General features: G+C 65.3%; 7 protein-coding genes. 5 read left to right on the top strand and 2 right to left on the bottom strand.

The features are described from left to right. Nucleotides 1–101 precede the first annotated feature (101 nt). Nucleotides 102–725: a TetR/AcrR family transcriptional regulator gene (locus ACFPU0_RS25320; RefSeq protein WP_377696049.1), complete on the bottom strand. Its 624-nt coding sequence runs from the start codon at nt 723–725 to the stop codon at nt 102–104. A gap of 98 nt (nt 726–823) precedes the next feature. Next, on the bottom strand, nt 824–2,407 hold the full coding sequence (locus ACFPU0_RS25315; protein WP_377696048.1) for a peptide chain release factor 3: 1,584 nt from the start codon (nt 2,405–2,407) through the stop codon (nt 824–826). Nucleotides 2,408–3,169: 762 nt separating this feature from the next. On the opposite strand from ACFPU0_RS25315, the gene ACFPU0_RS25310 reads away from it, so the two are divergent. The 5 genes from ACFPU0_RS25310 (at nt 3,170) to ACFPU0_RS25290 (ending at nt 13,364) form a co-directional block, all read left to right on the top strand. Then, complete coding sequence (locus tag ACFPU0_RS25310) at nt 3,170–4,333, top strand: type III PLP-dependent enzyme (RefSeq protein ID WP_377696047.1); 1,164 nt, start codon at nt 3,170–3,172, stop codon at nt 4,331–4,333. A gap of 318 nt (nt 4,334–4,651) precedes the next feature. Beyond that, entirely contained in the window at nt 4,652–6,865 is a 2,214-nt protein-coding gene (locus tag ACFPU0_RS25305; RefSeq protein ID WP_377696046.1) for a TonB-dependent receptor, read from the top strand. A 149-nt stretch (nt 6,866–7,014) separates the two neighbouring features. After that, on the top strand, nt 7,015–8,118 hold the full coding sequence (locus ACFPU0_RS25300) for an alpha-hydroxy acid oxidase (protein ID WP_377696045.1): 1,104 nt from the start codon (nt 7,015–7,017) through the stop codon (nt 8,116–8,118). A gap of 297 nt (nt 8,119–8,415) precedes the next feature. Then, entirely contained in the window at nt 8,416–10,623 is a 2,208-nt protein-coding gene (locus ACFPU0_RS25295) for a TonB-dependent receptor (RefSeq protein ID WP_377696044.1), read from the top strand. 182 nt (nt 10,624–10,805) lie between these two features. After that, a complete protein-coding gene (locus ACFPU0_RS25290; protein WP_377696064.1) occupies nt 10,806–13,364 on the top strand; it encodes a PepSY domain-containing protein in 2,559 nt (852 codons plus the stop codon). Nucleotides 13,365–13,383: the final 19 nt, after the last annotated feature.

The raw sequence follows: 13,383 nt of genomic DNA, 5'->3' as shown, positions 1-13,383 counted from the left end.
GGCAGCGCAGCTGCCCCGAAAGGCCTCATGGGCAGACCTGCGGTCTGCTTAGCGAATGAATTCGCCCCCACAAGGTCGTCGATTCAACCTATGCGACGGGCTCAGGCATAAGCCCCGCGCCGCAGGCTTGCCACCCAGCGCCGGCTGATTTCCAGCCCATCCTCGGCGCTGATGTTGGCCGGGTTCAGACACCATTCCAGCCACAGGCCGTCCAGCAGGGCGGAGAGGCCGATGGCCGCCAGGCGGGGCTTGGCGATGGTGAAGCCTTCCTTGCGCGACAGGTCCGAGAGCAACACTTCCAGCATCCGCAGGGTGCCGCCGTAGGTGCGTTCGTGGGCTTCGTTCACCTGGGGCGAATGGCGTATCAGGCTCCAGAACACCACCCAGGGGCTCAGCAGGTCGGGGTCCAGGGTCACCGGGGAGAAGTAGCTGATGAGAAAGGCATCGAGACGCGCCTCGGGATCGTCGCCGGCCTCATCGATACGTGCCTGCAGGAGCTGGTTCACTTCGGTGGCGAGGGTCTCGTAGGCCTGGGCCACCAGCGCGTCGATGCTGCCGAAGTAGTGGTTGATCAGGCCGACGGCGACGTCCGCCTCCTTGGCGATGCGGCGCACCGAAATGCCCGCGTGGCCCTCGGCGACCAGGCAGCGCAGGGCGGCACGCACCAGATGTTCGCGGCGTTCGTCCGGGTTGGTGCGGGGCTGTCTTTCGCGGGGCCTGTCCAAGGGGCGATTTCCTTCGCTCTAGGGGCCGGAATGGTAGCGCCTGAACTGTCCGTGGGTCGAGCGAGGCCGGCGCGGGGGGGGCGCGCGCCGGCAGAGGCTCAGTGGTGTTCGCGGGTGGCGCGGAATTTCACGTCCGGCCAGCGCTCTTCCATCAGGCTGAGGTTGACGCGGGTGGGGGCCAGGTAGGTGAGGTGGCCACCGCCATCGACGGCGAGGTTCTCGAAGGCCTTGTCCTTGAACTCCTTGAGCTTCTTCTCGTCCTTGCACTCGATCCAGCGCGCCGACCAGACGTTGATCGCCTCGTAGGCGCACTCCACCTTGTATTCCTCCTTCAGGCGGCTGGCGACCACGTCGAACTGCAGCACGCCGACCGCGCCGAGGATGATGTCGTTGTTGCGCTCGGGGAAGAACACCTGGGTGGCGCCTTCCTCGGCCAGTTCCTGCAGGCCCTGGCGCAGCTGCTTGGACTTCAGCGGGTCCTTCAGGCGTACGCGGCGGAACAGTTCCGGGGCAAAGTGCGGGATACCGGTGAAGCCCAGGGCCTCGCCTTCGGTGAAGGTGTCGCCGATCTGGATGGTGCCGTGGTTGTGCAGGCCGATGATGTCGCCGGCGAAGGCTTCTTCCAGCTGCTCACGCTCGCTGGAGAAGAAGGTCAGGGCGTCGGCGATCTTCACGTCCTTGCCCAGGCGCACGTGGCGCATCTTCATGCCCTTCTCGTACTTGCCCGAGCAGATGCGCATGAAGGCGATGCGGTCGCGGTGCTTGGGATCCATGTTCGCCTGGATCTTGAACACGAAGCCGGAGAACTTCTCCTCGGTGGGCTCCACGCTGCGCTCGTGGGTGGCGCGGGACAGCGGCTTGGGTGCCCAGTCGACGATGCAGTCGAGCACCTGGTCGACGCCGAAGTTGCCCAGGGCGGTACCGAAGAACACCGGGGTCATGTGGCCCTTGAGGAACTCGTCCTTGTCGAACTCGTGGCAGGCGCCCTGCACCAGTTCCAGCTCATCGACGAAGTTGTCGTAGAGGTCGCCCAGGTGGGCGCGGGCCTCGTCCGAGTCGAGCTTGTCGATCACCTTCGTCTCGATGCGCTCGTGGCCGTGGCCCGGAACGTAGACGATGATCTTGTCTTCGGCCAGGTGGTAGACGCCCTTGAAGTCCTTGTAGCAGCCGATCGGCCAGGTGATCGGCGCGGCCTTGATCTTCAGCACCGCCTCGATCTCGTCGAGCAGCTCGATGGGGTCGCGGATGTCGCGGTCGAGCTTGTTGATGAAGCTGACGATGGGAGTGTCGCGCAGGCGGCAGACGTCCATCAGGGCGATGGTGCGCGGCTCGACGCCTTTACCGCCGTCGAGCACCATCAGCGCCGAGTCCACCGCGGTCAGGGTGCGGTAGGTGTCTTCGGAGAAGTCTTCGTGGCCGGGGGTGTCGAGCAGGTTGATCATGTGCTCGCGGTAGGGGAACTGCATCACCGAGGTGGTGATGGAGATGCCGCGCTGCTTTTCCATCTCCATCCAGTCGGAGGTGGCGTGCCGGTCGGATTTACGCGACTTCACGGTACCGGCCACGGCAATGGCCTTGCCCATCAGCAGCAGCTTTTCGGTAATGGTGGTCTTACCGGCGTCGGGGTGGGAGATGATCGCGAACGTGCGGCGTTTCGCGACTTCGGCGGCCTGGATGGTCATGGATTGGTGCCCGTTGGAATCGATGGCGGGGCGCGGACGGCCCGGAAAAACGCGGGATTATAGCGGGAAATGGGCGGTCGATCAGCGCCGCCGGGCATCCGAACTGTAGGGAAAGCCGACAAGAGCGCTGAAGGCTGAAGGCTGGACGAAAAACGGGATGTGGGGGCGAATTCATTCGCGGAGGGCCGCGCAGCGGCCCCGTAGGGTGGACCACGCTTCACCGGTCCACCATTGGAGGCTCGCCCAGGCTCCGCTGGTGGATGTGAAAAGCGACATCCACCCTACGCACAGGGACAATTCGTTCAGCCTTCAGCCTTCAGCCTTCAGCCTTCAGCCTTCAGCCTTCAGCCTTCAGCCCCGTTGGTGGATGTAAAAAGCGACATCCCCCTACGCACGTCTCCCCCTGTCATCACCCTGAAACCCGCATCTGTGCAGCATTCCATGACGTTTTGTTGAGGATTCGAAACAGTCAACTGGCGATGCGACAAAGGGATGCGGCAAAGCGGCAATTTTTGATTGATCTGCGGGGGCTGTGGTCCTAAAGTTCGCGCCCGAACGTCCATGCTGGCAACGATCCATCCGGCTCAAGTACTGACGACGAGAGGTTTGCAGTCCGCAACGACTGAAAATCCTCGGCGACATGCCTTGGGAAGTAGGCGAACCAAAGTGGGGAAACTGATCAGACGTTCCGGCCCGTTGTCCAACGCAACACTGGGCCACCCCTAACAACTTTTGTTTGTTTTGCCATATGGAGTCCCTCGCATGTCGATCAAGGTCGAAGACTATTTCTTGCCCGAAACTTTCCAGCGCATGAAGGCGTTTGCCGACAAGCACGAAACCCCCTTCGTGATGATCGACAAGCAGACCATCGCCGATTCCTACGACCAGCTGGTCAGTTGCTTCCCCTTCGCCAAGATCTACTACGCGGTGAAGGCCAACCCGGCCACCGAAATCACCGAACTGCTGCGCGACAAAGGCTCCAACTTCGACATCGCCTCCATCTATGAGCTGGACAAGGTGATGAAGACCGGCGTCGGCCCGGAGCGCATCAGCTACGGCAACACCATCAAGAAAGCCCGCGACATCCGCTACTTCTATGAGAAGGGCGTGCGCCTGTTCGCCACCGACTCCGAAGCCGACCTGCGCAACATCGCCAAGGCCGCGCCGGGCTCCAAGGTCTACGTGCGCATCCTCACCGAAGGTTCCACCTCGGCCGACTGGCCGCTGTCGCGCAAGTTCGGCTGCAACCCGGACATGGCCCTGGACCTGCTGATCCTCGCCAAGCAACTGGGCCTGGTGCCCTACGGCGTGTCCTTCCACGTGGGCAGCCAGCAGCGCGACATCGACGTCTGGGACGCCGCCATCGCCAAGGTCAAGGTGATCTTCGAGCGCCTGAAGGAAGAGGACGGCATCACCCTGCAGATGATCAACATGGGCGGCGGCTTCCCGGCCAACTACATCCAGCGCACCAACAGCCTGGAAACCTACGCCGAGGAAATCATCCGCTTCCTCAAGGAAGACTTCGGCGACGAGCTGCCGGAAATCATCCTCGAGCCGGGCCGTTCGCTGATCGCCAACGCCGGCATCCTGGTCAGCGAAGTGGTGCTGGTGGCACGCAAGTCGCGCACCGCCGTGGAGCGCTGGATCTACACCGACGTGGGCAAGTTCTCCGGCCTGATCGAAACCATGGACGAAGCCATCAAGTTCCCGATCTGGGTGGAGAAGAAGGGCGAGGTGGAAGAAGTGGTGATCGCCGGCCCGACCTGCGACAGCGCCGACATCATGTACGAGAACTACAAGTACGGCCTGCCGCTGAACCTGGCCGCCGAGGACCGCCTCTACTGGCTGTCGACCGGTGCCTACACCACCAGCTACAGCGCGGTGGAATTCAACGGCTTCCCGCCGCTGAAGGCCTACTACCTGTAAGACTGCATGCGCTTCTAACGAGGCCCGCCAAACGGCGGGCCTTGTTCTTTGCACGCCAGGGAGGGCGGTGTTCTCCTTTTGTGGGGGCGATTTCAATCGCTGAGCAGGCCGAAGGACTGCCCTGAGGATTCCGATGGGGCAACTGCGTTGCCCTCAGCGAATGAATTCGCCCCCACAGGTACGGCGACTGCTCCTGGTCGCCTTGGCTGTAGGGATTTTCCGCTCTCCCCAAGGGTATTTCCGAACCTGCGTCGGACCGCTTTTTGTGAGAATCATTCCTAAATAGAGTCGCTCTCCATTCAACCGGGGAGAACTCTCATGGATCACCAAGCCGCACCATTCAAGCTTTCGCAGCGCAACCTCCTGGTCGCCACCATCGGCACCGCCCTGGCCGGCCTCGGCAGCCATGCCATGGCCGATGCATCGGGCAAGCCCCTGCAACTGGACAACGTGAATGTCGACGGCCAGCGCGAGAAGGCCTACAAGGTCGAGCGCTCGTCTTCGGTCAAGTACGCGGTACCGCTGCTGGACACCCCGCAGACCATCACCGTGGTTCCCCAGGAGGTGATCCAGGACCAGAAGGCGTTGAGCCTGCGCGAGGTACTGTCCAACGTCTCCGGCATCACCTTCAACGCCGGCGAGGGCGGCGGCGGTTCCGGCGACAGCATCAACATCCGTGGCTTCTCGGCCAGCTCCAACATGCAGATCGACGGCCTGCGCGACAGCGCCCAGAACAACCGCACCGACACTTTCAACATCGAGCAGGTGGAGGTGATCAAGGGCCCCAGCTCGGTGTTCGGCGGCATGGGTACCACCGGCGGCACGGTCAACCAGATCACCAAGCAACCGCTGGGCGAAACCTTCACCCGCATCGGCGCGGGCCTGGGCACCGACAGCTACCACCGCCTGACCCTGGACACCAACCAGACGCTGGATGGCGTCGGCAACGGCAGCGCCTTCCGCCTCAACCTGATGGCCCACGAGAACGACGTGCCGGATCGCAAGCAGATCGAGCGCCAGCGCTGGGGGCTTGCGCCGTCCCTGGCCCTGGGCCTGAGCGAAGACACGCGCCTGACCCTGAGCTACTTCCACCAGACCGACGACAACCTGCCCGACTATGGCGTGCCCATCATCAACGGCAAGCGGGTGGCAGGCGTCAGCCGCGACGCTTACTTCGGCTTTCGCAACCTGGACAAGGAAGAGATCGGCCAGAACGCCATTACCCTCAAGCTGGAGCACCAGCTCAGCGACGACCTGTCGCTGCAGAACCTCACCCGCTACGGCCAGATCCACCGCGACACGGTGATCTCCGCCGCCCACGTCAATATCGACAAGCTGCCCGCGGGCAAGTATTTGCCGGCGGGCCCACAGGCCTACGGCCGCGACGTCACCAGCAAGATGTGGATCAACCAGACCAGCCTGACCGCCGACTTCGACACCCTGGGGTTCGGCCATACCTTGGTCGGTGGCTTCGAGCTGTCCCGCGAGACCTATGATCGCGACGTCTACTCCTACGGGCTCAAGTTTCCCGATGGCGGTTACTTCCTGGCCAGCCCGCCGGGCTACTGGAGCGGGCCGACCGACAAGGGAACCTCCTCCAAGGTGGAGACGCGGCTGATCGACCGGGCACTCTATGCCTTCGACACCATCGCCCTGGACGAGATGTGGGACCTGAGCCTAGGCCTGCGCTACGACTGGGTGGATGGCGACGCCGAGAACCGCAGCCTGGCCAAGGGCGCCTGGACCACCAAGGGCTACAGCTCCAGCGACGAGCGCCTGAGCAGCCGTGCCGGGCTGGTGTTCAAGCCCACTGACTTCGGCCGCCTCTATGTGGCCTGGGGCAACTCCTTCAACCCCTCGGCGGAAAACCTCGCCACTTCGGGCACAGGCCTCAGCGAGGCAACCCAGAAGCTCGGTCCGGAGAAGAACGAGACCTGGGAGCTGGGTACCAAGTGGGAGCTGCTGGATCGTCGCCTGGGGCTGGATGCCGCCATCTTCCAGGTGGAGAAGAAGAATGCGCGGGTCACCATGACCGACGGTTCCACCGCCCTGGCGGGTGATCGCCGGGTGCAGGGCATAGAGCTTGCGGCGACCGGCAAGCTCACCGACGAGTGGAACCTGTTCGCCAACTTCACCTTCCTCGACAGCGAAATCCGCAAGGACGCCAACACCCCGAAGGGCCTCGCCACCGTGGGGCAGGCCCTGGCCAACACGCCGCCGCGCTCCTTCAACCTGTGGACCACCTACGACCTGCCGGGCAATGTCCGCGTCGGCTATGGCACGCGCTACGTCAGCGAGCGCAACCTGACCTCGTCCAACGACCGGATCAAGCTGGACGAATACTGGCTGCACAACGCCATGCTGGGTTACAAGGCCAGCGAGAACCTGGACCTGCAGCTGAACCTCAACAACCTGTTCGACAAGGACTATGTGGAGCGCGTGCGCACCACCCTGGGCGATGCGGCACGTTCCTCGGCCATCGAATATGGCGATGCCCGCTCGGCCATCCTCTCGGCCACGCTGTCGTTCTGAGCCTTGCCTTGTGCCGCGCCACCCGGCGCGGCACTTCGTCCCAGTTCCCCCGCGCTTTCCCGCCCCAGTAAGATGAGCGCCACTTTTACTGGCGAACCCTTGTCGGCCGGCTGTTCCGGCGGGCGCCGCCATGGAGGGCGACCCGCGCCATGACACCTCTTCCCAAGCTCCAGCAGATTCCCGCGGAAATCGCCGCGGTTGCCGACTACGAGCCCTTCGCCCGCGAGCGCATGGCGCCCGGGGCCTGGGCCTACCTGGCCGGCGGCGCGGCGGACGAGCTGACCCTGGCCGACAACCTGGCGGCCTTCCAGCGCCTGCGCCTGCTCAACCGGGTGCTGGACGACCTCGGCGGCGGCCATACGCGCCTGCAACTCTGCGGGCTCGACCTGGGCTATCCCATCCTGCTGGCGCCGGTGGCCTTCCAGAAGCTGGCGCACCCCGAGGGTGAACTGGCAACCGTGCTGGGGGCCTCGGCCATGGGCGCGGCCATGGTGGTCAGCACCCAGGCCAGCGTCAGCCTGGAGGCCATCGCCGCGGCGGCGCAGACGCCGCTCTGGTTCCAGCTCTACATCCAGCCTGACCGCGAGTTCACCCGGGAGCTGGTGCGGCGCGCCGAGGCGGCGGGCTACCGGGCGCTGATGGTCACGGTGGATGCGCCGGTGAACGGCCTGCGCAACCGCGAGCAGCGTGCCGGCTTCGCCCTTCCCGATGGCGTCGAAGCGGTGAACCTGAGGGGCATGCGCAACTTGCCGCCCAGCGTTGCCCAGCCCGGGGCCAGCCCGCTGTTCGGCAGCCCGCTGCTGGCCCACGCGCCGACCTGGAAGGACCTGGAGTGGCTGCAATCCCTTACCCGGCTGCCGGTGCTGGTGAAGGGGGTGATGAGCGCGCGGGACGCCGCAAGGGCGGTGGAGCAGGGCGTCGCGGGAATCGTGGTGTCCAACCACGGTGGCCGCACCCTGGACACGTTGCCCGCCACCCTGGATGTGCTGCCTGCCGTGGCGCAGGCCGTCGCCGGGCGGGTGCCGCTGCTGCTGGATGGCGGTATCCGTCGCGGCACCGATGTGCTCAAGGCCCTGGCACTGGGGGCCAGCGCCGTGATGATCGGCCGCCCCTACATCCACGGCCTGGCCACGGCAGGCGCCACGGGTGTCGCCCATGTGCTGCATCTGCTGCGCACCGAGCTTGAGGTGGCCATGGCCCTGACCGGTTGCCCGACCCTCGCCGATATCGACGCCTCGCTGATCTGGCGCTGAGCGGGCCGCCTCCGCCACTCGCCCCTGGAATGTGTGAAACATGACAAAAGACTGGTGGACTATTGGCGTCAGCGACCGGGCGCAGATCTGCCGTTGCATGCGGATTCCTGTCTGTTTTTCCGCTTTTAATGCCTATCAATTGATTTTTCGTTGCTTTTTGCCGCTTTTCTCTGAGGCGTTTGTCTGAAGGGTTTGTCTGCAACGAATGTAAAGATTGTGTAAAGTCCGTGTAGGAATATTTACTGATAAACATTCGCAAATAGAATCGCGCCCCATCTTCACTGGGGAGTGATTCTTATGAGCAAAAAGAACAACCTGCCGCAACGGGCCCTCCTGGCCTCCGCCGTCGGCCTGGCCATGGCGTCTTCCACCGGCCTGGCGCTGGCCGCCGAAGAGGGCAAGGCCCTGGAGCTCGGCACCGTCAACGTCGATGGCAAATCGAATGAAAAGACCTACAAGGTCGAGCAATCCTCCTCCGCGAAATACACCGCGCCGCTGCTGGATACCCCGCAGACCATCACCGTGGTACCCAAGGAAGTCATCCAGGAGCAGCAGGCCCTGAGCCTGCGCCAGGTGCTGTCCAACGTTTCCGGCATCACCTTCAACGCCGGCGAGGGCGGCGGCGGCTCCGGCGACAGCATCAACATCCGCGGCTTCTCCGCGAACAACAACATCCAGATCGACGGCCTGCGCGACAGCGCCCAGACCAGCCGTACCGACACCTTCAACATCGAGCAGGTCGAGGTCATCAAGGGCCCGAACTCGGTGTTCGGCGGCGCCGGCACCACCGGTGGCAGCATCAACATCATCAGCAAGCAGCCCATGGACCGCGCCTTCGCCCGCCTGGGCGGCGGCCTCGGCACCGACAACTACCACCGCCTGACCCTGGACGCCAACCAGCCGCTGGAAGGCGTGGGCAGCAACAGCGCCTTCCGCGTGAACCTGATGGCCCACGAGAACGACGTGCCCGGCCGCGACGAGATCGACCGCGAGCGTTGGGGCGTGGCGCCCTCCCTGCGCCTGGGCTTCAACGATTCCACCCGCCTGACCCTGAGCGCCTTCCACCAGACCGACGACAACCTGCCGGACTACGGCGTACCCGCGCTGAACGGCAAGAAGCTCGGCGGCGTCAGCCGTGAGGACTACTTCGGCTGGGAAAACCTGGACAAGGACGAGATCGAGCAGAACGCCTTCACCGCGAACCTCGAGCACGATTTCAACGAGAACCTGCGCCTGCAGAACCTGACGCGCTACAGCCGCATCGACCGCAACACCATCGTCTCGGCATCCCACGTGAACCTCACCGGCGTGCCGGCGGGCCGTTACCGCCCGGCCGGTCCGCAGGCTTCCGGCCGTGACACCACCACCGAGATGTGGATCAACCAGACCAACCTGCGCGCGAGCTTCGACACCCTCGGCCTCGGCCATGAGCTGGTGACCGGTGCCGAGATCTCCCGCGAGGACTTCGATCTCAAGAGCTACAACCATGGCCTGGGCAATGCGGTATACCCGTCCAACGGTTTCGACCTGAGCAACCCGCCCGGTCACTGGGATGGTCCGGTCAACAAGACCACCAGCAGCTACACCGAGAACCAGCTGGACGACAAGGCGCTGTACGTCTTCGACACCATCGCCCTGCACGAGCAATGGGACCTCAATGTCGGCCTGCGCTATGACTGGTTCAAGGGCCACAGCGACACCTTCTCGGCGACCCACGCCCCGACCGGCAGCTTCACCTCCAAGGACGAGAAGCTCAGCAGCCGCGCCGCCCTGGTCTACAAGCCGGTGGAAAACGGTCGCTTCTATGTGGCCTGGGGCAACTCCTTCAACCCCACGGCCGAAGGCATCGCCTCCAACGGTGGCGGCCTGACCGCGGCGACCGAGAACCTGGATCCGGAAAAGAACGAGACCTGGGAACTGGGCACCAAGTGGGAGCTGCTGGCTGGCCGCCTGGAGGTGGACGGTGCGCTGTTCCGTGTGGAGAAGACCAATGCGCGTGAAACCATGGCCGACGGCTCGACCCAACTGGCCGGCAAGCAGCGCGTGGAGGGTGTGGAACTGGGCCTGACCGGCCACATCACCGAGCAGTGGGACGTCTTCGCCAACTACACCTTCCAGTCCAGCGAGACGCTGAAGGCTGCCGACACCGCCGCCGGTATCGCCCGCGAAGGCCAGGCGCTGGGCAACACCCCGCCACGCTCCTTCAACCTGTGGACCACCTACGAACTGCCGGAAGGATGGACCCTGGGCTACGGCGCGCGCTACGTCAGCGAGCGTAACGTCAGCTCCAGCACCACCGCCAAGCTGGACGCCTACTGGCTGCACAACGCCATGGTCGGCTACCGGGTCAACGAAGACCTCGACCTGCAGCTGAACGTCAACAACCTGTTCGACAAGGACTACGTCGAGCGTGTGCGTCTGCAGAACGGCACCGACGCGCGTTCCTCGGCCATCGAATACGGCGATGCCCGTTCGGCGATCCTGACCGCCACCTACTCGTTCTGACGGACGAGTCGCGGGCCCCGCCTGGTGCGGGGCCCGCTTTGCTGTAAATAAAAGGTAAAAGCTCCGATTCCTGGTTTAATGCATCCCGTTCTCAAATAAAATCGCTTCCGGTTCGGCATGGGGCCGACCGCGAACGAGCGATTCGACGCGCCGCCAGGCGCGTGTCCGAGGGATATCACGTGTTGAAGAAGACCCTGTTCCAGCTGCACTGGCTGTTCGGTATCAGTGCCGGGCTGGTACTGGCCCTGATGGGCATCACCGGGGCGGCCTACAGCTTCCAGGAGGAAATCCTCCGCCTGCTCAATCCCGACACCCTCACCGTGCAGGTGCGTGAGGCTGGCGTACTGCCGCCGGCCGAGCTGGTGAGCAGGATAGAAGCCGCCGAGGGCAAGAGGGTCGCCGACCTCAGGGTGGACACCGGCTCCGGCCATGCCGCCCGAGTCTTCTTCGCACCGGCTCCCGGCGAGCGCCGCGGCCCCATGCGCTATTTCGATCCCTACACCGGCGAATTGCTGGGCGAACCGGTGGGCCAGCAATTCTTCGGCCTGATGCTGCAGCTGCACCGCTACCTCGCCATGGGCGAGTTCGGCAAGCAGATCACCGCCGCCTGTACCCTGATCCTGGTCTTCTTCTGCCTCTCCGGCCTCTACCTGCGCTGGCCGCGCAAGGCCGGCAGCTGGCGCGCCTGGCTGACCCTCGACTGGTCGCGCAAGGGCCGCAGCTTCAACTGGGACCTGCACGCCGTGGCCGGCACCTGGTGCCTGCTGTTCTATCTCCTGGCGGCGCTGACCGGCCTGTTCTGGTCCTACGACTGGTACCGCGAAGGCCTCAACCGCCTGCTCGCCGACGGGCCCGCCGGCCAGCACGGCAAGCCCGGCGAGCGCCGTGGCGAAGGGCGCGGTCGTCCAGGGATGCAGGCGCCGTCCGGCCCGCCGCCGGTGGTGGACTATGACGCCGTATGGAAGAGCATTCGCGAGACCGCCGGCCCGACCATGAGCGCCTACAACCTGCGCCTGCCGCCGGTAGGCGGCAAGCCGGCCACCGTCTTCTACGTGCTGGAAGACGCCGCCCACCCGCGCGCCCTGAACCAGATCATCCTCGATCCGGCCAGCGGCAAGGTGATGCGCAGCGAACGCTACAGCGACAAGAGCTTCAAGGCCCAGTTGCTCACCAGCGTCTACGCCCTGCACGTGGGCGAATACTTCGGCCTGCCGGGCCGCATCCTGATGATGCTGGCCAGCCTGACCATGCCGCTGTTCTTCGTCACCGGCTGGCTGCTCTACCTCGATCGCCGGCGCAAGAAGCGCGCGGTCAAGGCCGCCCGTAGCGGCTTGGCCGAGAGCGGCGGCAAGGATTCCTGGCTGATCGGTTTCGCCAGCCAGAGCGGCTTCGCCGAGCAACTGGCCTGGCAGAGCGCCGGCCAGCTTCGGGCCGCCGGCCTGCCGGTCCGGGTCGAGCCCCTGGCGACGCTGGACAGCGGCAGCCTGGCCCAGGCGCGCAACGCACTCTTCGTGGTCAGCACCTTCGGTGACGGCGAGGCCCCGGACAATGCCCGCGGCTTCGAGCGCAAGGTACTCGGCCAGGCCTCCCAGCTCGCCGGCCTGCGCTTCGCCGTGCTGGCCCTGGGCGACCGCCAGTACGAGCAGTTCTGCGGTTTCGGCCGCCGCCTCCAGACCTGGTTGAAAGGGCAGGGCGCCAGCCAGCTGTTCGACCCGGTGGAAGTGGACAACGGCGACAGCGGCGCCCTGCAGCACTGGCAGCAGCAACTGGCCGAGGTTTCCGGCAGCGCCGCGCTGACGCCCTGGAGTGGCCCGGCCTTCGAGAGCTGGACCCTGGAAGGCCGTGAACACCTCAATCCGGGCAGCCAGGGCGAATCCACCTGGCTGCTGCGCCTGCGTGCCCCGGCGGGCAGCCAACTGCTCTGGCAGGCCGGCGACCTGGTGGAGATCCTCCCGCGCCAGGCCGAGCCGCGTATCCAGGCCTGGCTCGACCAGCACAAGCTGGATGGCGACGCCCCGGTGGAGCTGGACGGCGTGCGCCAGCCGCTGCGCCAGGCCCTGGCCGGGCGCCTGCTGCCGAGCTCCTTCGAGCATCTGGTGGGGCTGCAGCCGCAGGCCCTGGTGCAGGCGCTGATCGGCCTCGCGGTGCGCCAGTACTCCATCGCTTCGCTGGCCAGCGACGGTGCGCTGGAACTGATCGTGCGCCAGGAACAGCATGCCGATGGCAGCCTGGGCATCGCCTCGGGCTGGCTGACCCATTACCTGCCGCAAGGCGCGCTGGTGCCCGTGCGCCTGCGCCGCAACAGCCGCTTCCACCTGATCGATGAAGAGCGCCCGCTGATCTTCATCGGCAACGGCACCGGCCTCGCCGGCCTGCGCAGCCTGCTCAAGGCGGCCATCGCCGCCGGCCGCAAGCGCAACTGGCTGCTGTTCGGCGAGCGCAACCAGGCCCACGACTTCTACTGTCGCGATGAACTGCAAGGCTGGCTGGCCGGGGGCGATCTGCAGCGCCTGGACCTCGCCTTCTCCCGCGACCAGGCCGGAAAGGTCTATGTGCAGGACCGCCTGCGCGAAGCCGCCGACGAGTTGCGCGCCTGGCTGGCCGAGGGCGCGGTGATCTATGTCTGCGGCAGCCTGCAGGGCATGGCCGAAGGCGTCGACCGCACCCTGCGCGACCTCCTGGGCGACGAGGCCCTGCAACAGCTGAGCGATGAAGGCCGCTACCGCCGCGACGTGTATTGAAGGCGCCGCGCCTACGGGG

The sequence above is a fragment of the Pseudomonas sp. GCM10022186 genome (assembly GCF_042656385.1).
Lineage (GTDB): Bacteria > Pseudomonadota > Gammaproteobacteria > Pseudomonadales > Pseudomonadaceae > Metapseudomonas.
This window is presented reverse-complemented; position numbering and strand designations above follow the sequence as displayed.

Excerpts from the sequence above, each read along its gene's own strand:
- ACFPU0_RS25315 (WP_377696048.1), bottom strand. The coding sequence starts at position 2,407 with ATGACCATCCAGGCCGCCGAAGTCGCGAAACGCCGCACGTTCGCGATC.
- ACFPU0_RS25310 (WP_377696047.1), top strand. The coding sequence starts at position 3,170 with ATGTCGATCAAGGTCGAAGACTATTTCTTGCCCGAAACTTTCCAGCGC.
- ACFPU0_RS25305 (WP_377696046.1), top strand. The coding sequence starts at position 4,652 with ATGGATCACCAAGCCGCACCATTCAAGCTTTCGCAGCGCAACCTCCTG.
- ACFPU0_RS25300 (WP_377696045.1), top strand. The coding sequence starts at position 7,015 with ATGACACCTCTTCCCAAGCTCCAGCAGATTCCCGCGGAAATCGCCGCG.
- ACFPU0_RS25295 (WP_377696044.1), top strand. The coding sequence starts at position 8,416 with ATGAGCAAAAAGAACAACCTGCCGCAACGGGCCCTCCTGGCCTCCGCC.